Origin of the sequence: Providencia sp. PROV061 (genome assembly GCF_011045655.1) — a bacterium.
GTDB lineage: Bacteria > Pseudomonadota > Gammaproteobacteria > Enterobacterales > Enterobacteriaceae > Providencia > Providencia hangzhouensis.
The window spans coordinates 1,421,637-1,445,414 of the sequence record NZ_CP042861.1 but is presented as its reverse complement, the minus strand read 5'-3'; the positions used below and the strand labels follow the sequence as shown (position 1 = coordinate 1,445,414).

The 23,778-nt window shown below is 39.5% G+C and carries 23 protein-coding genes and 1 riboswitch; of the genes, 7 read left to right on the top strand and 16 right to left on the bottom strand.

What is annotated here, in order from left to right; genetic code table 11:
• Positions 1 to 256 precede the first annotated feature (256 nt).
• Complete coding sequence (metK, locus tag FVA72_RS06425; RefSeq protein WP_004262078.1) at positions 257 to 1,408, top strand: methionine adenosyltransferase; 1,152 nt, start codon at positions 257 to 259, stop codon at positions 1,406 to 1,408.
• Between the two features lie 70 nt (positions 1,409 to 1,478).
• Here metK and FVA72_RS06420 read toward each other — a convergent pair whose 3' ends face one another.
• From FVA72_RS06420 to FVA72_RS06410, 3 genes are read right to left on the bottom strand one after another with little or no spacing between them, the layout of a single operon-like run.
• Positions 1,479 to 1,889 carry a DUF6691 family protein gene (locus FVA72_RS06420; RefSeq protein ID WP_004262080.1) on the bottom strand — a complete coding sequence of 137 codons (411 nt, stop codon included), beginning with the start codon at positions 1,887 to 1,889 and terminating at the stop codon, positions 1,479 to 1,481.
• A 4-nt stretch (positions 1,890 to 1,893) separates the two neighbouring features.
• Positions 1,894 to 2,331 (bottom strand): YeeE/YedE family protein, encoded by a 438-nt coding sequence (locus FVA72_RS06415; RefSeq protein WP_004262082.1) that lies wholly within the window; start codon positions 2,329 to 2,331, stop codon positions 1,894 to 1,896.
• A 1-nt stretch (position 2,332) separates the two neighbouring features.
• Positions 2,333 to 2,659 (bottom strand): ArsR/SmtB family transcription factor, encoded by a 327-nt coding sequence (locus FVA72_RS06410; RefSeq protein WP_004262083.1) that lies wholly within the window; start codon positions 2,657 to 2,659, stop codon positions 2,333 to 2,335.
• Positions 2,660 to 2,765: 106 nt separating this feature from the next.
• Here FVA72_RS06410 and FVA72_RS06405 point away from each other — a divergent pair, with 106 nt between their 5' ends.
• A complete protein-coding gene (locus FVA72_RS06405; protein ID WP_096863314.1) occupies positions 2,766 to 3,299 on the top strand; it encodes a SprT family zinc-dependent metalloprotease in 534 nt (177 codons plus the stop codon).
• Positions 3,300 to 3,331: 32 nt separating this feature from the next.
• Here FVA72_RS06405 and FVA72_RS06400 read toward each other — a convergent pair whose 3' ends face one another.
• A complete protein-coding gene (locus tag FVA72_RS06400; protein ID WP_004262087.1) occupies positions 3,332 to 4,402 on the bottom strand; it encodes a magnesium transporter in 1,071 nt (356 codons plus the stop codon).
• Positions 4,403 to 4,475: 73 nt separating this feature from the next.
• Positions 4,476 to 4,647, bottom strand: a riboswitch (M-box (ykoK) riboswitch).
• 586 nt (positions 4,648 to 5,233) lie between these two features.
• On the opposite strand from FVA72_RS06400, the gene FVA72_RS06395 reads away from it, so the two are divergent.
• Positions 5,234 to 5,470, top strand: coding sequence for a HEAT repeat domain-containing protein (locus tag FVA72_RS06395; protein WP_047756882.1), 237 nt, complete (start codon positions 5,234 to 5,236; stop codon positions 5,468 to 5,470).
• Positions 5,471 to 5,573: 103 nt separating this feature from the next.
• Here FVA72_RS06395 and hcr read toward each other — a convergent pair whose 3' ends face one another.
• Both hcr and hcp read right to left on the bottom strand, forming a co-directional pair.
• The gene (hcr, locus tag FVA72_RS06390) at positions 5,574 to 6,578 is read right to left on the bottom strand and encodes an NADH oxidoreductase (RefSeq protein WP_036958472.1); all 1,005 of its coding nucleotides are present in this window, start codon (positions 6,576 to 6,578) and stop codon (positions 5,574 to 5,576) included.
• A 75-nt stretch (positions 6,579 to 6,653) separates the two neighbouring features.
• On the bottom strand, positions 6,654 to 8,306 hold the full coding sequence (gene hcp, locus FVA72_RS06385; protein ID WP_004262094.1) for a hydroxylamine reductase: 1,653 nt from the start codon (positions 8,304 to 8,306) through the stop codon (positions 6,654 to 6,656).
• A gap of 303 nt (positions 8,307 to 8,609) precedes the next feature.
• Here hcp and clcA point away from each other — a divergent pair, with 303 nt between their 5' ends.
• Complete coding sequence (gene clcA, locus FVA72_RS06380; protein ID WP_110592170.1) at positions 8,610 to 10,007, top strand: H(+)/Cl(-) exchange transporter ClcA; 1,398 nt, start codon at positions 8,610 to 8,612, stop codon at positions 10,005 to 10,007.
• 231 nt (positions 10,008 to 10,238) lie between these two features.
• Here clcA and tehB read toward each other — a convergent pair whose 3' ends face one another.
• The 5 genes from tehB to FVA72_RS06355 form a co-directional block, all read right to left on the bottom strand.
• The gene (tehB, locus tag FVA72_RS06375) at positions 10,239 to 11,126 is read right to left on the bottom strand and encodes an SAM-dependent methyltransferase TehB (RefSeq protein ID WP_004262097.1); all 888 of its coding nucleotides are present in this window, start codon (positions 11,124 to 11,126) and stop codon (positions 10,239 to 10,241) included.
• 121 nt (positions 11,127 to 11,247) lie between these two features.
• Positions 11,248 to 12,327 (bottom strand): linear amide C-N hydrolase, encoded by a 1,080-nt coding sequence (locus FVA72_RS06370; protein WP_004262105.1) that lies wholly within the window; start codon positions 12,325 to 12,327, stop codon positions 11,248 to 11,250.
• A gap of 174 nt (positions 12,328 to 12,501) precedes the next feature.
• Complete coding sequence (locus tag FVA72_RS06365; RefSeq protein ID WP_036958473.1) at positions 12,502 to 13,275, bottom strand: hypothetical protein; 774 nt, start codon at positions 13,273 to 13,275, stop codon at positions 12,502 to 12,504.
• A 318-nt stretch (positions 13,276 to 13,593) separates the two neighbouring features.
• On the bottom strand, positions 13,594 to 14,172 hold the full coding sequence (locus FVA72_RS06360; RefSeq protein ID WP_004262112.1) for a YceI family protein: 579 nt from the start codon (positions 14,170 to 14,172) through the stop codon (positions 13,594 to 13,596).
• Positions 14,173 to 14,185: 13 nt separating this feature from the next.
• Entirely contained in the window at positions 14,186 to 14,743 is a 558-nt protein-coding gene (locus FVA72_RS06355) for a cytochrome b (RefSeq protein WP_094961347.1), read from the bottom strand.
• Between the two features lie 381 nt (positions 14,744 to 15,124).
• Between FVA72_RS06355 and FVA72_RS06350 the strand changes: the two genes are divergently transcribed.
• Positions 15,125 to 15,754: a glutathione S-transferase family protein gene (locus FVA72_RS06350; protein WP_004262116.1), complete on the top strand. Its 630-nt coding sequence runs from the start codon at positions 15,125 to 15,127 to the stop codon at positions 15,752 to 15,754.
• A gap of 142 nt (positions 15,755 to 15,896) precedes the next feature.
• On the opposite strand, the gene FVA72_RS06345 is transcribed toward FVA72_RS06350, so the two are convergent.
• A complete protein-coding gene (locus FVA72_RS06345; RefSeq protein WP_110592171.1) occupies positions 15,897 to 16,517 on the bottom strand; it encodes a malonate decarboxylase holo-ACP synthase in 621 nt (206 codons plus the stop codon).
• A 210-nt stretch (positions 16,518 to 16,727) separates the two neighbouring features.
• Here FVA72_RS06345 and FVA72_RS06340 point away from each other — a divergent pair, with 210 nt between their 5' ends.
• Both FVA72_RS06340 and FVA72_RS06335 read left to right on the top strand, forming a co-directional pair.
• The gene (locus FVA72_RS06340; protein WP_110592172.1) at positions 16,728 to 17,696 is read left to right on the top strand and encodes an FUSC family protein; all 969 of its coding nucleotides are present in this window, start codon (positions 16,728 to 16,730) and stop codon (positions 17,694 to 17,696) included.
• A gap of 139 nt (positions 17,697 to 17,835) precedes the next feature.
• The gene (locus FVA72_RS06335; protein ID WP_110592173.1) at positions 17,836 to 18,477 is read left to right on the top strand and encodes an NAD(P)-dependent oxidoreductase; all 642 of its coding nucleotides are present in this window, start codon (positions 17,836 to 17,838) and stop codon (positions 18,475 to 18,477) included.
• 79 nt (positions 18,478 to 18,556) lie between these two features.
• Here the strand turns inward: FVA72_RS06335 and iolB are convergent, their stop codons facing one another.
• The 4 genes from iolB to FVA72_RS06315 all read right to left on the bottom strand — a co-directional run bounded on the left by iolB (position 18,557) and on the right by FVA72_RS06315 (position 23,518).
• A complete protein-coding gene (iolB, locus tag FVA72_RS06330) occupies positions 18,557 to 19,387 on the bottom strand; it encodes a 5-deoxy-glucuronate isomerase (protein WP_110592174.1) in 831 nt (276 codons plus the stop codon).
• A 143-nt stretch (positions 19,388 to 19,530) separates the two neighbouring features.
• Positions 19,531 to 20,424, bottom strand: a complete 894-nt coding sequence (gene iolE, locus FVA72_RS06325) for a myo-inosose-2 dehydratase (protein ID WP_004262122.1) — start codon at positions 20,422 to 20,424, stop codon at positions 19,531 to 19,533.
• Between the two features lie 30 nt (positions 20,425 to 20,454).
• On the bottom strand, positions 20,455 to 22,359 hold the full coding sequence (locus FVA72_RS06320) for a bifunctional 5-dehydro-2-deoxygluconokinase/5-dehydro-2-deoxyphosphogluconate aldolase (protein ID WP_110592175.1): 1,905 nt from the start codon (positions 22,357 to 22,359) through the stop codon (positions 20,455 to 20,457).
• A gap of 25 nt (positions 22,360 to 22,384) precedes the next feature.
• Positions 22,385 to 23,518 (bottom strand): Gfo/Idh/MocA family protein, encoded by a 1,134-nt coding sequence (locus tag FVA72_RS06315; protein ID WP_110592176.1) that lies wholly within the window; start codon positions 23,516 to 23,518, stop codon positions 22,385 to 22,387.
• Between the last annotated feature and the right edge of the window lie 260 nt (positions 23,519 to 23,778).

The following is a 23,778-nucleotide window of genomic DNA, read 5'->3' as shown; positions in this document are numbered from 1 at the left end:
AATTTTATATTATTCTGCTGGTATATAACGGGAAATAACAACCATCCGTTACGGTCGCAGTTTATACATCTATTGCGCTCAAAAAGCAAAACCAAAATGACTAAATTGCGATAAAACTTTACCAATGGTTGTTTTATGTCTCTATTCGTTTTTTATATAAATACAGGTAGAAATTTTTACTGTATGGGACTAAAATAGCCGTCTAGATGTTAAAACATCCAATTATAAATTTGCGAATTCTTAAGGTATTAATCTCATGGCTACACATCTCTTTACTTCTGAGTCTGTATCAGAAGGGCATCCAGATAAAATTGCTGATCAAATCTCTGACGCAGTACTTGATGCTATTCTGGAACAAGACCCGAAAGCTCGCGTTGCCTGCGAAACCTACGTCAAAACAGGTATGGTAATGGTCGGGGGAGAAATCACCACCAGTGCTTGGGTTGATATTGAAGAAATCACGCGCAAAACTGTTCGCGAAATTGGCTACACCAGTTCCGAAATGGGCTTCGATGCCAATTCATGTGCTGTTTTAAGTGCGATTGGTAAACAGTCGCCCGATATCAATCAAGGTGTTGATCGTGTTGACCCATCAGAACAAGGTGCCGGTGACCAAGGCCTAATGTTTGGTTATGCAACCAACGAAACTGATGTATTAATGCCTGCTCCTATTACTTATGCACACCGCTTAGTTCAACGCCAAGCAGATGTTCGTAAAAATGGCACATTGCCATGGTTACGCCCAGATGCAAAAAGTCAGGTTACTTTCCAATACGACAATAATAAAATTGTCGGTATTGACGCTGTTGTTTTATCGACTCAGCATTCTGAAGATATTCAACAAAAAGACCTGCATGAAGCCGTGATGGAAGAAATCATCAAGCCAGTCCTACCGGCAGAATGGTTATCAAAAGATACAAAATACTTTATTAACCCAACGGGTCGCTTTGTTATCGGTGGTCCTATGGGGGACTGTGGTTTAACAGGCCGTAAAATTATTGTAGATACTTACGGCGGTATGGCTCGCCATGGTGGTGGGGCATTCTCTGGTAAAGACCCGTCAAAAGTTGACCGTTCAGCAGCCTATGCAGCACGTTACGTGGCAAAAAACATTGTCGCCGCGGGCCTTGCAGACCGTTGTGAAATCCAAGTTTCTTACGCTATCGGCGTGGCAGAACCGACATCGATTATGGTAGAAACCTTTGGAACAGGTAAAGTTGATGAGTCATTATTGATTCAATTAGTTCGTGAATTCTTTGATTTACGCCCTTACGGCTTAATCAAAATGCTTGATTTATTACACCCGATTTACCAACAAACTGCTTCATATGGCCATTTTGGTCGTTCTCAGTTCCCTTGGGAAAAAACTGACAAAGCTGAAGCATTGCGTGCCGCTGCAGGCCTGTAATCTCTTTAGTCAATAAGTCACATACAAAAACCCATCAAATGATGGGTTTTTTATTGCTCACAATGAGCGATTAATTTTTTTGCGTAAACTGGAAGATAGCCATCCCCGCAACCATTGCTAATGTAAATATTATCCCTTGTGTCAATCCCATTCCTGTTAACAATAATGCAGGTCCTGGGCAGATCCCTGCTAACCCCCACCCCACACCAAATAACACACTTCCGGTGACTAGTTTTTTATCTATCGTTTGATTGGTAGGAATTTGCAATGGGCAATTAAGTACACTAACAGAGCGTTTTTTAACCCCTAAGAAAGCAATACCACTGATTACCATTCCAACTGCCATCGTAATTAATAAAGAAGGATCCCACGTTCCCGTAATATCTAAAAATGCCAAAATTTTTGCTGGATTTCCCATCCCGGCAATCACCAATCCTAAACCAAACAGTATCCCTGAAATTAATGCGATAAGAATAGGCATTGCTTTATCTCCCTATCCCATAATGGTTGGCTAGTGCGACTGTCGCAAAAGCAACAATCATAAAGACTAATACTGCAACAATTGAACGACGGGATAACCTTGCCATGCCGCAGATCCCATGACCGCTAGTACAGCCACTTCCCAGTCGTGAGCCAAAACCGACAAATAACCCAGCTAATACTAAAATAGGTGTGCTGGTCGCAATGTTAACTTCTGGTGTATACGCCAACCAAGTAAACAACGTTGGGGCGCTCATCAAACCAATAATAAATGCCAATTTCCATGCAGTATCCCCCTTAGTTGGTTTCAATAAACCGCCTAAAATACCGCTGATACCTGCAATACGACCGTTAAACACTAATAAAATTGCTGCGGCTAAGCCAATCAACACACCGCCAATCGCGGCAGAAAGTGGCGTAAAATTAGCCCAATCTATTGTCATTTCATTTCTCCTTCACAGGGCAATAAAGCTGATATAACGTATTGAGCAACGTAAATAATTTTTCATCTGCTATCGCATAGTAAATGCGCTTTCCTTCTCGACGCGTCATCACTAAGCCTTCATTACGCAATACTGTTAATTGTTGAGAGAGTGTCGGTTGTAATATTCCTAACTGCTCTTCTAACTCACTAACGCAGGCTTCACCCTGTGTTAATTGGCATAATAAAATTAAGCGATCTGGATTCCCTAGTGTTTTCAATAATGAAGCCGTTTCTGATGCGGCCTGCTTCATCGCTAACAGTTGCTGTTCAGAGGTATTATTGGGCATATGTTATTTCTAATTAATATTATATAAAAATACAATATATGTTTTGATATAATATTTGTCAATTATTGCTTGTTTATGTCCATTACCTTCACGTATCCTTTACCCCATGAAAACAATCCGTGTTCCACTCTTTTTACAGCAACAAGTCATGCGCACATTGCGAGAAAAACTCGCACTTGCAGAACACAAACTCGAACAATCATTTTCAGAGCCAACGGTTAATTACAAACAACGGGGGACAACTGCGGGTAGTGCTTACTTAAAAGAATGGGAAATTCGCCTTAACCCCAGTTTACTTATCGAAAATACAGAGCAATTTATTGATGAGGTTGTGCCTCATGAATTAGCGCATTTGTTGGTTTTTCATGTATTTGGCCGCAAAGGTATCGCACCTCATGGCAAAGAATGGAAATGGATGATGCAACACGTACTGGAAGTCACGGCGAAACGTACACATAACTTTGTGGTTACAACAGTAAAAAGTAAAACATTTCTCTACCGTTGTGCCTGTGAAGTGTCCCATGAATTAACCATACGCCGCCACAACAAAGTACTACGTGGTGAAAACCAATATTTATGTCGAAAATGTGGAGAAGTATTGAAACAAGAAGGGATTTCTGTCGCTGCGGCAGAAAATTAGACTTTCTGCCGCATCAAGTTTGAGATGTGCGCTTAAGCAAACTCCGTCATCACTAATTTTGCGATTTCAAAGTAGATAATTAAGCCTGTACCATCAATGAAAGTTGCAATGAACGGGGCAGAAACAACCGCAGGGTCCACTTTCATTTTCTTCAATACCATTGGAATGATTGAAGAAACAATCGCACTCCACATTGTAATGGCAACGATGGTTAAGCTAACCACAATAGTCACTTCGTGGCCAACACCTAAAATCCATGCACGAATTAATGCCGCACCACCGATGGTCACCGCCACTAAAAATGAGGTAGAAACCTCTTTCTTCAGTACGGTACCAAGGTTACGTAAACTCACCTCTCCCAATGCCATTGCACGGACTAATGTTGATGTAATTTGTGTTCCACTATTACCGCCTGTACCAATCAACAGCGGAATGAAAAACGCTAACGAAATTGCGGCTTCGAGCTGTTCTTCAAATGCTTTTAATACAGTTCCTGTATACGCTTCGGCCACAAATAGCATCAACAACCAAACGACACGTTTACGCCATAAAGTTACAGGGCTTGTCGTTAAGTAGGGCTCATCTAATGGGGTAGTAGCGCCTTGTAGCTGCGCATCGAGTGTATTCTCATCTTCAATCAATTCGGCGATATCTTGCGGACGCAAAACACCCATTAATTTGCCAAATTGCACCACAGGTATCATATCTAAACCGCTATGATTAATCAGATCATAAACATCATGACGTGATTGTTCTGGGGCAACAGAAAAATAATTGTGTCGCATGATATCAGACACTAATAAATTTTCAGGTGAAGCTAATAATGATTTAACTGAAAGAATGCCATTTAAATAATTGTCATTGTCGACAACAAATAAATAGGTTGGGATTTGCTCGCCATCAAGATGTTCAATAAGATTTTTTTTCACGCAAGCTATTGAGTCTGCGACAGATACTGGCAAATATGATTGACTCATATAAGCGCTGACTGTTGCATCATCAACTTTTGCTGGCTGTGTGTTATTGTCTTTGAGGCGTGCGCCTTTCATTGCGGATTGAGCAATAGCAACTGCTCCCGCTTTGTTCTGGGTAGTGAATGTCATTTTTTTAGTCCCTATTACTGTTGGTTACTCAAACAGTACTCACATAGGGGCGAAACCAGATGAGAGAATGCGAAAGCTATCTCTTCGTCTCGGTTTTAGCACTATACAACGTATCCTGACTTAGCAGGAAGTTACATGGGGATATACCTTCGGTCGATATATCCTGTCCTAATCTTGGGCGTCTCTCGACGTCGTCAGATCAGTAACCTATGTTTGTATAGGAGCCTCGCCTAACGAGATACTGCACTTTGGATGCGGCGCGAATTATACCCATTGGTGAATTAATTGCCACCCTATATCTACGTTTTTTTACGCATGGAAAACTTATTGTTTAGGTTCTGTTTAAGTTTATATTAAATATATCTTTATAAAGTAACAAAATGTAACTAATAATAAGAATGAATATTAGAATTGAAGTAAATATATTTATTTACTTATCAATAACCAACCCTTTGAGAAATCAAAGTATCATTTGTAATATTATTTAGTAAACCTTACCGATAATTAATCAAAACTTAATTCTCTATTTACCGTACAATACAAAAAAAACAATATAAAGGAGTAAGCCCAATTTAATATAATTAAAACGCTTTATTAGAGTACAAGTAATCACTAATATCAGTCATTAGTTGGTTTTTTATATTAAAAATAAGCCAACAAACAAATAATGAAGTAAGAAAATACACTTAAGGAATTATTTAATTCGAAATTATCATTAAAAAGCATTCTTTTAAATTGTTAATATTTAATTGCAGATATCAATTTAGTATTAAATATTACAAGAATTATCTTAGAATATTTTTTATTTTATATAACAGTGAAAGTTTTATTATGGATAAAGTAATTGTTGGAATGTTAACGAAACTAACATTTCGCGTAAACGATGAAATCAAAATTGCTGCCATTTCTGCTTTAGGTGATTTCAAAGCAACGATTGAATATAATGATGCCATCATACGAATCATAGACTTATGTCAGGACCCAAACAAAGAGGTTGCTGTATCAGCGATTAATACATTAAGTAAATTATCTATTTATTTTTTAAATAGCTCACTACCGAAACATTAATTGCACTCTCATTTTGAGTATTGTAAATAATTACTATGATTTATTTTAAATAATACTGTCCCATTAATACTCTAATGAGACAGTTTGCACATGTTATATAATTTTACGCTATTTCAGTGTCACCCTGTAATTGGCAACTACAAGCTAAAACATAGCCCTCAGCTATTTCTGCTTCAGTTAATGTCATTGTGCTTGTTGTTGTGTATTTACCTGATAACACTTTTGTTTTACAGCTTCCACAAACCCCTGCTCGGCAAGCTGCAATAACGGGCTGTTTATTTTGCTCCAGTGCAGATAATAAAGAAGTACCTACAGGGACTTTAAAGTCGACCAATCGTTGACGGATTTTTAATGTAAGAATATCTTCACTATCAACAACCTCTGGTTCAGTTGAAAAACGCTCCATAAAAAAATGTTCAGCAGGGACGCCTAAATTAGCAGCAAATTGCTGTGCATTTTTCATATAAGGCACAGGCCCACACGTCATCACAATTCGTGAATCAATATCTGGTACTAACGCTTTCAATTTCTCTTCAGTTAAACGTCCTTGTGCAATATCGCCATTATCTGGTGTTTCTGCCATAACACACAATTGCAACCGTTCTGGATATAAGCGGACGAGTTTTTGCCATTCCTCGGCAAAAATAACTTGTTTATCATCGCGAACATTGAATAGTACTTTTACATGGGAGCTCGGGCGGTTCACCATCAGCCAACGTGTCATTGACATAATTGGTGTCACACCACATCCAGCAGCTAACATCAAATACTCAGTGTTTTTTAGATTAGCGCAGGTGAATTCCCCTTGCGCTTCAGAAAGCCAAAGATAGTCGCCTTCTTTAACCGAACGTGTTAACCAATTTGACCCTTCACCATCGTCTAACCGCCTGACAGTAATGGAAATAAAACGACTTTGCCCCGGTGATGATGAAAGAGTATAAGCACGCATGACATCATCACTATTTTTAATGCTGACCAAAGCATATTGACCAGGTGAATATGTATAAAAATCATGATTGATAAGGTTGATTGTCCAGACATCTGATGTTTCTTGAATAATAGAATGAACTTGCATTCTATTTGGACATAAACTGCTTGGCATGGTCATCGCGCTACTCCTTTAAAGGGGGTCGCAGCCCCCATCTTTCACATCGTTTTTAAGCTTTTTCTATCGGTTTATTGATCATGCAGGTAAAATTTCTGCCAGATCTTGCTCAACTGTCGTAATACTACGCATGCCAAACTTCTCATTTAGCACATTTAATAAGTTTTCAGTTAAGAAACCAGGTGCTGTTGGGCCGGTGTAAATATTTTTCACACCCAACGCTAATAATGTTAAAAGGATGACAATCGCTTTTTGCTCAAACCAAGACAGAATCAGACTCAATGGCAAGTCATTAATACCACAACCAAGTTTCTCTGATAGATTCACCGCAAGCATAATGGCAGAATATGCATCGTTACATTGGCCCACATCCAGTAAGCGTGGTAGCCCTTCTAATGTGCCAAAATCTAATTTATTAAAACGATACTTACCACATGCGAGTGTAAGGATTAAGCAATCTTCAGGTACACTACGTGCAAAATCCGTATAATAGCTACGTTCGCCACGGCTACCATCACAACCACCAACAAGGAATACGTGACGTAGTTTTTTCTGTGAAACTAAATCGATCACCGCGTCTGCCGCACCTAACAGTGTTTGACGACCGAAACCAACCGTAATTTTGTGCTCGATTTCAGTATACGGGAAACCGGCAAGTGACTGAGCTTGAGCAATCATTGCAGAAAAATCATCACCCACTAAATGTTTTGCACCCGGCCAACCCACAATACTACGCGTCCAGATACGGTCTTTATAATCCCCAACATCAGGGTCAATAATACAGTTAGAGGTCATCAAGATAGACCCAGGGAATTTTGCAAATTCCACTTGCTGATTTTGCCAACCGCTACCATAGTTACCGACTAAATGAGGGTATTTTTTCAGTTCTGGGTAACCATGTGCTGGCAGCATTTCGCCGTGGGTATAAACATTGATACCCGTACCTTCAGTTTGTTCTAACAACATTTTTAAGTCTTTCAGGTCATGACCTGAAATTAAAATACATTTCCCTGCGACTGGACGAACGTTGACTTCCGTTGGAGTTGGGTGACCAAATTCGCTCGTTTCACCTGCATCCAAAATTTCCATGATCTTGAAATTCATCAGACCAATTGCCATGGCATTATCAAGCAGTTCATTCATATCCGATGGCAATGTTCCCAGCCAAGCCATAATTTCATGATATTGGCCATAAACCTCATTATCATACTGACCTAAAACATGGGCGTGTTCCATATAGGCTGCCGCCCCTTTTAAGCCATATAGGCATAACATACGTAAACCGTGAATGTCTTCGCCGACTTCAGCTTTATCAATATCTAATGAAAATTGAGCCGCTTGTGCCTGTAAGGTTGGAATGTCAGTACCATTTAATTGCAAACTAATTAATGGATGATTGAAAGCCACTACACTATTCACGGATTGGCAATGTTTTATTAATTTATCACGTAAATAAATAGCTTCACGGGCGTAACCGATAATACGCTCTGAATCAAAATTGACGTTGGTTAAAGTAGAGAAAAATGCGCGCGGAGCAAAACTATCAATATCATGGTCAATAATACCCAGTGAGCGGGCAGTGACTGCACTTGCAGATAAGCTTTGCAATACAGCAACTAATAAATCTTGTAGGTCAGAAGTTTCTGCTGTTTTACCGCACATACCCTGCGCGTATGCACAGCCATTACCAGCTGGAGTTCTAATTGTTTGTTCACATTGCACACAGTACATGTTGTTCGCCTCTTAAAGTTGCATTTAAAATACAACATTAAGACTACGCTCTTTATTAGAATAAAAAAGTGGAATTATTCATTATCTAATGGTTTATTGATCTATATTAATATTCATTGCAAATGAGAACTATTCACAGTAATGAAAGTATGCTATTCGTGCTGTTGGTTTTGTTTTCACTTTTCTTGCTTAAATGCACTATTTTGCATTTTATTTATATCCTGATAACGCTCTTACGATAACTCTTGTTATACTTACCTATAAGTGTTTGTTATTCCATCGTATAAAGAGAATCCAATAAAGATGAGCCAGGTAAATTCAGCTAGTAAATCTATGATAAAAACCCGATTGCGGATTTTTAAACGGCTAAAAGAATCAGATAAAACACCTGTAAAAATCTTACTACTTGCGGCACTCATTGGTGCGGCGGTCGGTCTTATCGGTTCACTATTTGAATTAGGAACAACTTGGATTAACAACTATCGCGTGCAATCGGTGAGTGAATGGGTTGCCCCAAAATGGCTGATGGTTGTTGGGATGTTTTTTATCTCGGCACTTCTTGCCATGTTAGGCTATTACCTTGTTAAACGGTTCTCTCCTGAATCTGGTGGGTCTGGGATCCCTGAAATTGAAGGTGCATTACAGGATTTACGCCCCGTAAGATGGTGGAGAGTCATCCCAGTTAAGTTTATTGGTGGATTAGGAACATTGGGCTCAGGTATGGTATTAGGCCGTGAAGGACCAACCGTGCAACTTGGTGCGAACCTTAGCCAAATGTTTTATGATTTATTTCGTTTAAAAGATAATGAGTCACGCCACACCTTGCTTGCCTCTGGTGCGGCGGCAGGTTTATCTACAGCATTTAATGCCCCTTTAGCTGGCATCTTGTTTATTATTGAAGAAATGCGTCCGCAATTTAAATACAGTTTAATTTCAATTAAAGCGGTATTTATCGGTGTTGTTACCTCCACCATTGTCTATCGGCTAATCAATGGAGAAGCTATTGTATTAAATATCGGCCAATTTTCTTCTGCACCTATGAATACTTTATGGCTTTATTTAATTTTAGGATTAATGTTTGGTGTTATCGGTATCTGTTTTAATGGTTTTTTATTGTACCTACAAAGTAAATTTTTAGCATTTTACCAAAATAAAATTTCTCGCTTTGTATTGATGGGCGGGTTAATTGGTGGTGCTTGTGGTGCAATTGGCGTTTACCTGCCTGAAATTGTAGGTGGTGGATATTCCGTGATCCACCAGATGGTAGCAGGCCAATTTACCATCACTTTGTTATTCATATTCTTTGCTTTGCGGTTTTTAACTTCGACGATTAGCTTTAGCTCTGGGGCTCCAGGTGGTATTTTCTCTCCTTTACTCGCCCTTGGGACATTATTTGGTGGTGTTTTCGGCTACGCCGCCCTCGAAATATTCCCTAATTACCAAATTGAAGTGGGGACTTTCGCTATTGCAGGCATGGGAGCTTTATTTGCCGCAACCGTCAGAGCCCCATTAACTGGGATAGTCTTAGTTTTAGAAATGACAAATAACTACCAGTTAATCTTACCGATGATTATTACCTGCATTGGCGCCACAATGATGGCCCAATTTTTAGGTGGCAAACCGCTATATTCTGTATTGCTGGAAAAAACTTTAGCCCGTAGCGAAAAAGAAACCGCTCCGCCTGTCACTGACAAACCTTAAATAGTAGAAGCAAAAAGAGTTGCCGACAGCGGCAACTCAGACTGCTGACAAACATATTATGTTTGGCGGCAAGTCGAATAGGTTTTGAAAATAAACTAGGAAAATCAATTTATTGATTTTCGGCTGATAACACAAAGCGGGAAAAACCACGCTTTTATCCCGCTTTGTCAACAACCTCAGTTGCCGACAGCGGCAACTCTTTTATTAAGATAACCTATGCTAATTTCTTACTTACTTCTTCCTTGCAATGAGTGTTGCAAAATTTAATTTAATACGATTACCTTGTGAATCAGTGCGGTGTAAATGACCAGGGTTTTCGTTATATTTTAAAATATCCCAATCTTTATAATACCCTTCTAGCTCCCCTGGTTTTAAGAAGCATTTAAATGGCACTAAATCCAGCGGTGCATCTGGCGTTTCAACGGCACACACAATAACGTTAACTCCCCCTGGCAGGGTATGTTCTTGCATATTAGTAATAACATTGGCGATTTTTTCTCGCTGCAAGAACATTAGCACGACAGTGGAAATAATAAGTTCGTAGTTCTCTTGTATTTGGTGACTATTAATATCATAAACAGCCGTATGAATATTCTCTACCCCAGCTTGTTTTTTAACGAAGTCAATTGCTTGGATATGCTGAGGGTTGATATCTACCGAGGTCACGTCATACCCCTGCAAGGCAAGATAAAAACTATTACGCCCTCTTCCCGAACCTAAATCTAATGTTTTACATGGCTTACTCAGGTGATTCTCACACAAATAGCGCACTTCTGAATGTGGAGTCGTTAACCCATGCTCTTTATAAAATTTCAGTTCTGGTTTGCATAAAAATGCCAGTTGGCATTCCATGTCATCACTACAAGCAGAAATACGATGCCAAACTTGAGGTTCAATAATAGGCGGCTGGTTATGAATATCAAAGGTAAAGTGTTGCTCGCTGCCGTCTTCATTAAAAATGATAAAATCTAAAGAGCCTTTTAGCACTTTCAACTGTGCGTATGTATCCTCTTTTGTATTATGGCGCTCTTGGAACATTAACGGCAAAGAAGCTTTATTCCAAACTGGCATAGTTTTGTAACACACGAGATCATTCATATCATCACCAATAAGTTGCATTTTAAATACATCTTATACCGTTCGTTTGCTATCTGCAAAACATTCATAAATTAATTATCGCGGGCTTGATTCATATCAACCCCCTATAGACCAAGAGGGCTGAAATGCTTCATGGGCTCAGTTAATAACCTAACTGTTCCGCACTTAACCCTAAGAATTCAAAAGGTTTTGTAACTACATAACTGTTGGTCGCATCCCCTGAATAGATATGGCTCTGCTCTTCACCGAGATCCAGCTTTTTCACTTTTCCAGTTTCCGCTGAAAAGTCAATTTTTGCCAAATCAGTCCAAAAAATATTTGGAGTTAATGCTGACTCGAAAAAGTAGAGCTGACGTTTATGGTCAACTAATGTCCGCCAACGTGTTGACGATATTTCAGGCGAATTTTCAGACGTCAATCCGTAAGGGACAGACACATTACGTACGACACTGAAAACACTGGCGACCGCTTTATTAGGCGTTGTTTTCTGAGGAATTGCATTAATATAAAACTGCGCGCGAGCAAATCTATCAGCGGAGCGGTTAGTCCCCGGTAACATTACAGTGCCGCCAATTCCTTGCCAATATTCCTGCATTGCTAATTGCTTCTCATAAGTCGGCGAGTTAGTCATAACTTGATACTTGCGACTGTGATGAATTACCTGCTTACCATCGATATATTCAATAATCGCGCTATCACCACTCGCATCTGATAATGATAAATGTAAAGTCGCTAACCTATCTTGTCCTGGCACATTATCTGTTGCGACTACGAGTGGATTCTTTTCTAGCTCAGCAACGGCTTCTTCCACTGTCGCATAGTTATCTAGAACATATTGCGCCCATAAAGATATCGACAACGCAGGTTGCTTATTATCTATTTGAGGATATTTTGATTCCGCGAGCCACAGTAAATTGGCAACCAGACCTTCCTCGTTCACTCCGTCCGTTGTTGAAATATCATAACCCGAGGCTATCACGCTGCCGTATTTTGATTTCCATTTTAAAGAGTTAGGCCCTGCAATGCCATCACGCTCCATCCCTCGAGGAAAGATCCATAGATTGGTACCAATATCGTATTTCCAATCCATTGTTCTTCCGGTCATTATTTGTTCATTTTCACCTAAATAAACAACTCGAGTACAAGCTTGGCTAACTGTAATCGGCATTGATATCGCAGCAGTTGCGGCAAGTGCTACGATACTTTTCTTAATAAATTGCATGCCATCTCCAAAATAGTTAAAAATAAATTTACATAATAAGCATACTACATAAATACGAACTATTTATGCTCAAAGAATAATGTATTAAAAAAAGTGCGATTAACACAATGAAATATAATAAATAATGACACAAAATGGCACCCATATTAACCAGTGCCATTTTGCTGGAAAGAATTAATTATTTACTGATGAAAATAAAGAACGTAGTAATGCAGCTTTTTTCTGATTATCAGGCATAGATAATATTTCATTATAGAAACTAATAGAAATACGGCACGCTAATGCAGGTGATTTCTTCCCTGCTTCTAAATTTCCAAGGATTGCGGTATCTTCACCATACTTTGCAGAAAGCCCACTAGCAAGCTGTGTTAATTCCTCAGAATACTCTTTTGGGGACATCAACGCCTGTTTTACACCAGCTTCACTTGAAATTAAGAGCTCATTGGTCGCTTGGATTTGTTTCAACAAAACAGCTTGGCTTTTTTGTGGTGGAATAATTTCCGCTGTTTCTCTTAAGTGCGGAAACAATGAATAAAAACACGTTTTTCCTGTTGGGTCTTCTTCTAATAAGATTTTCAGGTAATCATTCACTCTGCTAGTAAAATTAATTACGGAATCATCAGAAGCATATTCCATACGTTCTAGCACCAGCTTCATGACATTGCCAACAACCTGATCAAACAGTTGACGACGTAAATCTTCATTAGCTGGGTCGTATTGCGTGATTAGATGCTCAAAACTTTGATAGGTTTCAGGGCTTATTTTCTTCACCGTCGCGATAATCGGCAGCTCTTTTTCAACTTGGGCAAGTGCCTCTGAATGAATTGCACTATTATTTTCTGTAGATAACACATTATTATCTTTACTTAACCAATAAAAACCGAATGCGAATGCAATAAAAATAATGCTAACAATTAATGCGGTTTTACGTGAGTTATTTGTATTCAAAGTTACCCTGCCTTTTCTTGGTAAAACGGTTCCCACAAACACTTTCAAGCTACTTATATACTGTAGAACCCATCGCATATAATGTCATGGCATCTAAAAACAATAGTCATCACGGACCTAGATTATTAATGCCACGAATTGACCTATAAAAAGTGATAATGTTTATTTTAGCTTGTATCAAAGTCGTCAAGCTATAGGAATAAGGGAAAATGCGAGGCTAAGACGGGAGAATTTGCCATAAATAAACAATTTAGAAAACGCTAGATATAAAAAAACCTTCAAGACTTGAAAGCTTGAAGGTTTATTATGATAAAAATCTTATTTAACTTGAACACCTTCAACTGAAATCAACAGTTGTGCTTCTTGAGATTTAGGGCCCAAATCAGATTTGATGTTAAATTCTTTCAGCTTAATATTACCTTCAGCTTCAAAACCTGCACGGTATCCACCCCAAGGATCTTTACCTTCGCCCATTAATTTAGCATCTAATGTAATCGGCTTAGTAACACCATTTAATGTGAAATCACCTGTGATTTTGTATGTTTCACCGTCTTTCTTCACTTCTGTTGAAACGAATTTTGCTTCAGGGAATTTTGCTGCATTTAAGAAATCACCACTGCGTAAATGTTTATCACGCTCTGCGTGGTTAGTGTCAATGCTGCCTGTCTTAATAGTTACTTCGACTTTATCTTTTGATGGGTCTTTTGCATCATAAGTGAAAGACCCATCAAAGTCTTTAAAACTACCATATACCCAGCTATAACCTAAATGCTGAATACGAAATTCAATAAACGCGTGTTGGCCTTGCTTATCAAATTGGTAAGTTTCTGCTAATGCTGAACCTGCCGTTAAAAAAAGTGCGCCAGTAGCCAGACCAAGAACCGTTTTCTTCAACATAATTATCTCCACGTTACTTATCGGGGTTAAAACCCAACATTCTTTTTAATGTAATATCACGATCAAAAAAGTGATGTTTAAAAGCTGCAAAAGCATGCAACACTGATAATAGAACCACTGCCCAAGCTAAATATAAATGAACTTCACCTGCTGTATCTGCTTGTGTTGCAGCACCAGTAAATAGTGCAGGAACCTCAAACCAATCAAATACACTGATAGGCTGTCCATCAGCGGTTGAGATTAAATAACCACTGATCAAAATACTGAACAAAATAATATAAATCAGAATTTGAACAATAATAGAGCTAGCTTTCGTTAATTTACTGTAGCTTGCTAATGGCTTCGGTGGCGGTGAAATAAATCGCCAAATCACCCGAAATGCCATAACAATAAATAATAATATTCCTATACTTTTATGTATCTCAGGAGCTTGATGATACCAACTATCATAATAGCCTAGTGTCACCATCCATAAACCTAAAGCGAACATTCCATATACGACAATTGCGACTAGCCAATGTATGAGCAAAGAGATATGCCCATAACGACTTGCATTATTTTTCCATTGCATGATAAAAACCATTTAGAGAAGAAGGTAATATTTTATTAACTAAGCCGTAATAATCATAAGGTGAAATTAATTTTATTCCTATCCCAAAGTTAAACAAATATTTTGTTGAAGACATTCAAATACGATCAACATAATGAAAAATAGATTACTATTTGATTTTGTCTAGTTTTAATTATAAAAGTTGAATAAAGATTCTTCCAGTTTTGTAAATGGTCGTAACTAAATACTTAGTTCATTTATTTATTAATTTCAATTAAATCTAGCTTATTCCTAATAGATATAAGCTGTTATTCATAAAATAACATTTGTAGGTCTGCCTTTTTCCCCATACATTGGTATTCTTTCTTTTAACATTGCAAACTGATTGATAGGTTAAATACTATGTATAAACTTTGGATAGCAAATAAAAACTACTCTTCATGGTCACTACGTCCCTGGGTTTTACTAAAGGTATTACAGATCCCGTTTGAAGAAAATTTGTGTTTATTTGAAAACGGCAAAAGCAGCCATGAAAAATTCAGTCGTTTTTCACCTACAGGCTTAGTCCCTTGTTTAATCGATGAAAACCAAACAATATGGGATTCATTAGCCATCTGTGAATATGTTGCAGAAGACTACCCTCAAGTCTGGCCAAAAGAGCGAAAAGCCAGAGCATGGGCTCGTAGTGCAAGCGCAGAAATGCACTCGGGTTTTAGTGCATTACGCCAGCAATGTCCAATGGATGGTACTCATAATTCACCACTTAACAATATTTCAATTGAATTACAAACCGACTTAAATCGATTGCAGAAATTATGGCAGGATGGGTTAAACCAATTTGGTGGCCCTTGGCTTGCAGGTAGTGAATTTACGGCTGTAGATGCTTTTTTTGCACCAGTTGCCTTCCGAATTCGCAGTTATCACTTACCTGTAAACCCAGCTGCCAAACAATGGGTTGACCGAATTTTAGTTTTACCCGCAATGAAAGAATGGCATGAAGCAGGTTTACAAGAACCCTATATTGAACACTAAAAATAGGCTAATCGGGAGGCATTATATGCCTCCAGCTTTATTTGATTAGTAAAAAATCACCTGCTCGAACATCAAAATTAATATTTAACCAATTTGTCGGTCATTCAAGCTACATTAGGTTATTTAACAGACAAACAGTGGGCTATAATTTTTCATTCCACGGGTCTGCGGTCATAATATCGCCAAGTGGTGTGTGTAATGTAACCTTTTCATTTTTAAACCACTCAGCTAATGAAAACCCACCTTTAGGGGTTTCGATATGAATATCAATTGGGCAATAAGGAGTGTTCGCCTTAATTGCAAACTCAGCAAAATCTTCTTTTTCTTGACGATGTGGACAGCGAATGACCACATCAAGGTCGCAGTCTGACAACATACTTTGGATATCTGTCGCTAAAGTGTAAGCACAACTCCCTGTTACTCCCCATTGCCAAGGCCATTTAGTCTGTGAAATGATCCATAAAACCTGCACCGGTGGTAAAGCGATAAACATTGAACGTTGTAGTTCCACCGAATTCGCCACCAAGGATTCCACATTCATAATGTGCGTAATTGCAGATTTTTCAATTTGTGTTGTAACGCGTTGGTGTGGCTTAATTCCTCTAATTGCAACAGTCAGTTTATTCTCATCCGCTTTATTTCGGTATACCGTCAACGGTAACTTACTGTTCCACTGTGAGCCGACCCATTCAGGAAGCGATTCTATCGCGACATCATTATTGCTGCCGACCCAAACAAAATCATGAGGATTGATTATTTGCATTTTATTACCTTTATGATTGCTACAACTGCTCTCCCCTATTATGCCTTTTTTGTCACATAAAAACAGAATATCGCAACCAACAATTCAACACATGCCATTTAATGGTAACTTGTCATAAATACTGAGTTCTCACCTTGAAATTTTATACCGTATATTATTTAATTACGTTATTAATTAATAGGTTAAGCCTCTATTTGTGAGCATCGGATTATGAGAACGTTTCCTGCTATCCACGATGGAATTATTTTTACCAGTTGTATGTTTTTTAGCGCCGCAACCGCTTTTGTGATCTTAGATGCACAAGCTGCGATGTGGGCAACATTCTCAACGCTGTATTCCTTTAATTTATTCAATGCAGCAAAAGAATATAAGAATTATGCCTATACCGCTTGTTGTTTATTGATGATTTTAGTCGCTATTTTTATCGGTGATACGTTACGCCTTGGTACCGCATATTATATTTATCTCGCCATTTTTTCGTTCATTTACTACCAATTGTATGGCACAGATCCTGCTATGGATTTAACCATGAAATTTATGATTATCATGTCGACAATTGGTACCATTTTACCTGATATATCCAAAAGCTTAGCGTTAGGGTTTATTATTGGTAGTGGAGTAACGTTAATTACGTATTATGTCCTTAGCCATAAAATGACACGCCATAGTGTAATAACGAGCGCTTTAGTTGAACAAAATTTGTTTACGTTGAGAAAAAATATTATCCCACGCTCAATGATTTATGCTTTGGGGCTATTACTCGCGCTCGCTATTCCTCGCAGTATAGATCTAGGGCACTTTTATTGGACATTACTGACCTTCGTTTTTGTATTGCATCCAAAATCACAAAGTATCGTTAAAATTACTTTGCAGAGGGTCTTAGGCAGTCTTATTTCTGTCTTATTATTGTATTTTTTATTCAATTTACCCTTTATGCCGTATATCGGTTTAATTGCAGTCGTGGTGTTCGCCTTTTTAATGCCGATGAGCTTTCATTACGGATATACGTTTATGACGTTTGTCGTGACAAGCTTAATTTTGTCCATTCTTGAGCTCGTTATATATTGGCGTCACCCAACCTATGAATTATTGTTTGACCGCGTTCTTGAAACCGCCTTAGGAGGAACCATCGCCATTATGACGAGTATTATTTTAAAGTTATTTAGAGAAACGAAATAAAATTAAGCATATTCCCCAATAAGAACGTTTGTTCTATACTCAAAAAGAACACATTGGGAAAACAAGTCTTAGTCCTAAAGCCTAGCCCTATCAGTATCATTATTCTTGAGTGAGGCACTCAAGCAAAGAGGAACTGAAGATGAAAATATCGATTATTGGCGCAACGGGTTTTGTCGGCAGAGCATTAGTCGCTGAAGCGTTGCTTCGGCACCACCAAGTGACGGCTATTTCTCGTCATAGTAATCAATTATTTCAGCACGCTCTTTTAATCACCGCCGCTGGTGATATTACAGATATCCCATGGTTAACCTCTCGGCTTAAAGGACAGGATGTCATCATCAGCGCGTTTAATGGTGGCTGGCAAAATCCGAATTTGTATCAAGATACCGTGGCAGGAAACCAGGCCATTTTACAAGCAGTACAAAAATCGATGGTAAAACGATTTATTGTGGTCGGTGGTGCAGGAAGCCTAAAAATTGCTTCAGGTATTGATTTAATTGATTCCCCCGATTTTCCTGCCGAAATAAAACCAGGCGCTCAAGCAATGAGGGAATTTAAGAACCAATTACAATCCATTGATTCATTGGATTGGACCTACATTTCCCCAGCCGCAATACTCGAGGAAGGAGAAAGAACAGAAACCTTCCGTCTTGGAGGCGAACAATTGCTGATGAATGGCAACGTTCCTGCGAAAATATCAGTTGAAGATTTTGCGGTAGCTATACTTGATGAGGTAAATAATAGGCAGTTCATTCGCCAACAATTTACTGCAGCATATTAAGTTTAATCGAAAAAAAGCCGGTAAATATTTACCGGCAAAGATAGATAACAGAACTTAATTCACATATTTCTGCTTTAACTTACTTTTCACTATGTTTCGCTGCATAGATTTCACTATTCACCCAGTTATGGTCTTTTTCCCATGTAAATAACCACTTACGGGTTGGCCCTGCCATCACATTAAGGTAATAGTTATCATAACCAGCCACTGTCGCCATTGGGTGATACCCTTTTGGTACCATAACGACATCTTTGTTATACACCGCCATACATTCATCTAACTCGCGATCATCCGTGTAAACGCGCTGCATACAGAAACCTTGGGAAGGATTTAAACGATGATAATAGGTTTCTTCTAGATAAGTTTCATTGGGTTCATTATCGGTATCATGTTTATGGCTTGGATAAGAGCTAGTACAGCCTTCATCTGTAAAGACCTCCACGACTAATAAGCTATCAGCGGCTTTATCATCTGGCAAAATATTATGCACATAGCGTTTGTTATAACCATGGCCACGTTGTTCCGCACCAATATCATCAGGGCCAATTAAACGAGTTGGGTAAGTTCCTTTTCCTTTTGCCCTGCAAACTGCCAATTCAAGGTCGGTATCCGCCATGACCTCAGCAAACTCTTGCGCTGTAACATACACCGCATACGGCTTTTTACGCTCGAAAGGATCCATACGATCGCCAATATTTTCAAACGCTTGATTCGGTGTTTTAATTGTCGCTTTACCCGCCACCAGTACTAAGCACATTTCATTTTCAGAGGCAGGCAAGGAGACAGACTCGCCTTGTTTTAATTCATAAACATCAAAGTGAACATATCCCCAGTTAGCGATTTTCGGAGTGATATGCTGAGTTCGCTTATGTGCATCTGGAGCATGGTATTTCGACAATAATTTTGACATAACTTTCCTCTGACACTTTTTAGGTTCTAGATATGTAATTCTTTTCAGTTACTAACCGTTTCATCAATTAAACAGTTCAGTTTGTGGCTAGAGTCAGCAAACAAAGCTAACAATGCCACAGACTGAAATATGACGACGACGATTTAGATTAAGCCCGCATCCTTAGCAAATTTAGACAAATTGTTGTAACCCAATGTGGCATAAGTCAATGGATGTGCAATCGCAGGGTCTTGCTCTGCTTCGACCACTAACCAGCCATTTTCATATTGGCTATTTTTCAATACTTTAAACACTTCTGGATAGTTAACGCACCCATCACCGGGTACCGTGAACACCCCTGCTAATACTGCATTTAAGAAACTGGTTTTACGGTTTTTAACATCTTTTAGAACATCTGCACGGACATCTTTGCAATGCACATGATTGATACGTTTTGCCCAGCGTTTTGCCACTTCAACTGGGTCTGCACCGGCAAAGGTTAAATGCCCTGTATCCAGTAATAAACCGACCTCATCCCCTGTATGTTTCATTAAATTATCCACATCTTCTGCGGACTCGATCACTGTCCCCATATGATGATGATAGGCAATCTTAACCCCTTGAGATAAAGTATATTTTGCGAATTCGGTCAATTTTTTACCGTATTCTTCCCATTGATCAGCTGGGAACAATGGGCGCATATGAACAGGTTTGTTTTGATCGCCATGAATACAGTGAGTCACTTCCGCGAAAACCATCACTTTAGCGCCTAAATCACGTAGCAATGCTAAGTGCTCTTGTACCGCTTCAATTTCTTCTTCCACACTGCGAGATAATAATTCTCCCGAATACCAGCCTGAAACCAATTGTAAGTCATGCTGCTTTAAGATCGGCCCTAAGATTTCCGCTTTACGTGGAAATTTATTACCTAGCTCAAAACCAGCGAAACCCGCTTGACGACCTTCAGTTAAACATGTTTCTAGAGACGTTTCTGCCCCTAAAGTGGGTAAATCATCATTCGTCCATGTCAACGGGTTGATACCAAGTTGGATTGCCATGATGAAGCTCCTGTGTAGGTAAAAGTAATATTATTTACGCTGACGCCATAAGGCTATCAGGTTTAAGTAATTGGTTTTGATTTTCTGCACCAGCTCATCGTCATTGATTTCACCTTTCATCCACTCCAACGAAGGCTTACCAAATAAAGTGCGGCCAACAGCAAATCCTTTGACGATTGATTTCCCAGCGGCTGCGTTGAAGCCTGCTTGTAGCTCAGCTTGTGGTGCGTCAAGTCCTAAGAGCACGACACCGCGGCAATAAGGGTCACGTTCTTGAATTAATTGATCAACTGCATCCCAGTTTTGCGCTTGTAGTGGTGGTAATTTCCACCAATCTGGTTTTATACCTAAGTTATAGAAGCGTTTGATTGCGCGTAAATACAGCTCATCGTTGCGTTCCATATCTGCGGGCAATATCACCTCGAGCAACAATTCATGCCCTGATTGGCAGCAAGCGCTATACACTTCTTGAACCGTTTTTTCTTGCTCTAAGCGCAGTGGATGGTTGTCTTCTGGGTGAAAAAATACCAAACATTTGACAATATGCTCTTTTGGCCAGCTAATCAGCTGAGAGCCAATATTCCCATGCTCTAAGCATAATGGTCTTGACGCAGGTAGCTCAATTGGGCGGCCTATCCACCAACCACGGCCGGTTACATCATTCAATACGTCTTGGCCAAATGTACTATCACAGAGTAACCCTGCTTTCCCCTGCAGATTTGCCTCTTCGGCCACTTCACTACTAGCGCGGTAAATCAATTTTTTCAGGGTTGGAATGCAAGAGATATCAACCCCTGCGAGGCGTGCCATATCAACAAATTGAATGCGGTGGTCAAATGCCATAACACAAAGTTCATTCCATTGTGTGCTACGTGAAGTCACACGGTGCAAATGGTTAAGCATCGGGTCAAGATCTGGGCGTGGAACTGCAGCTGCACGCTCAAGGTAATTATCCAACTCGATTTTTGTTGGCATTGCAGGCGCACAGCCATGGCGCGAAACCACTAGAGCCCCACAAGCATTCGCATAAGCGCAGGCTTTTTCCCAACCATCGCCGTTTAGATAACCGCGAAGTAGGCCAGACATAAATGCATCACCGGCACCTAATACGTTGAGAACTTCAACTCTCACACCATGAACGGTGATCCCTTCGTCCAACGTTTCTGGGATCTCACCACTAAATACCGAGCAGCCAAGAGAGCCGCGTTTACACACCAGTTCCGCATCCGTTAATTGGCGAATGTTCTTAAGTGCTTGTACGGTATCCGTCGTCCCGCCTGCAATATGAAATTCTTCTTCTGTACCGACAATCAAATCGAACATCGATAATACGTCTTGCAGTTGTTGCGTGACACTATCGGAAGCAATAAAACGCGTTTCACCATCACCCAAAGAGGTCAGTCCCCATAAGACCGGGCGATAATCAATATCAATGGCTGTTTTGACATTATTACGTTTAGCATATTCCAACGCTTTTAGTACTGCCGCGCGAGTTTTCGGGTTAGATAAATGCGTTCCTGTAATTGCCAAGCAGCGTGCAGATGCAATATATTCTTCAGAGAAATCGTCTGGCGTAATCGCCATATCTGCGCAGTTATCACGATAGAAAATTAATGGGAAAGTATCCTGATCTTTAATCCCTAAGATAACTAATGCCGTTAATCTGTCTTTGTCTGTAATAAGATGGCTAGTATCACAGCCTACACGCTGTAACTCCTCACGTAAAAAGCGCCCCATGTGTTCATCCCCCACACGGGCAAGCATTGATGATTTCAATCCTTGTATTGCAGTGCCGAATGCAACGTTTCCTGAAGAGCCGCCTAAATATTTGGCAAACGAGCTCACATCTTCTAAACGAGAACCTATCTGTTGTCCGTACAGGTCAACGGCAATACGGCCCATACAGATAACATCTAACTTCTTCTGCTTATCCATTAATTACCCCTTAACTACAACAGAATTAATTGATTTCTTTAACGTTAACCCAGCGTTGTTCGTCATATGAACGTGCTATCGCGTCTAATATTCGTGATACTTTCCAGCCTTCTTCAAAATCAGGCCACATTGGCTGCCCTGTTGCAACGCCATCAATTAAATCACGCACTTCAACTGTTTTTTGGTCATTGAAGCCAATACCATGACCTGCAGCATTACAAAATGGTGCATAATCCGGGTGTTCTGGTCCAACAAAAATTGTTTTAAAACCTTGGCGGTTGCTAGGTTCATCATGGCGATAGAGCTTTAGCTCTGCCATTCTTTCTTGAGTGAAAGACAACGTTCCTTTGGTGCCGGTCACCACATAGGTTAGCCCCATTTTACGGCCAGCTGCGATTCGTGAAGTTTCAATGACGCCCATTGCGCCACCAGCAAAACGTACCATGGCATGCGCTTGGTCTTCATTTTCAACCGTAACCATAACGGTTGAACCCGTTTTTTCAGGGCGCTGTTTAATCACAATTTCCATATCACCACAGACGGTTTCAATATCCCCTACTAGGAATTGCGCCATATTGATAATGTGTGCAGACAAGTCCCCCAAAGCACCTAACCCTGCCTTTTCTTTAAAGCAATGCCAGTGAATTGGGGCGCTAGGCTCAGCCATATAATCTTCATTATGAGTGCCATAAAAATGGATAACTTCCCCGATTTCGCCATTTGCAATGATTTCTTTGGCTAGCTGCGAAGTTGGGTTTTTCATATAGTTAAAACCCACTAACGTTAAGACGCCGGCTTGTTTAGCCGCTTCGACCATTTCTTTGGCATCTTCAGAATTGAGTGCTAATGGTTTTTCACAATAAACATGTTTACCATGCTTAATTGCCTCCATTGCCATTTCTTTGTGCAGGAAATTAGGCGAGCAAATATCCACTACATCAATATTTGGATCTGCAACTAATTTGCGCCAGTCATCCGTTGCACGATTAAAACCCATTTCCTGAGCTCGGGTTTGTGCTAGCTCAGCGGTAATTTCTGCAATCATTTCGCGAACCAATTTCCCCTGCAATGGAAAAACGGTTGGTGCTTGTGCATAAGCAATGGCATGAGCTCGTCCTATATAGCCAGTACCTATCATCCCGATACGGATCTCTTTCATCTGTTCTACCTCTCGCTCATTTCTTGTAGTGCAATAGCTGGCCCAATATTCGTTCCAGATTTTATTTCAATAATGATGTTATACGGAACATTCGTTTCATTTTCAATATTATTAGAAACATTAATTTCATTATGTGATCTAACGTTAATTTTTAGTGTAATTAATTAATTTATAAGAAAATAAATATTAAATTTAAAGAAAGGAAAAATAATAGAGTCGTGATGAGATGGAATAAAATGAAATAGAATAACTAAAAATGA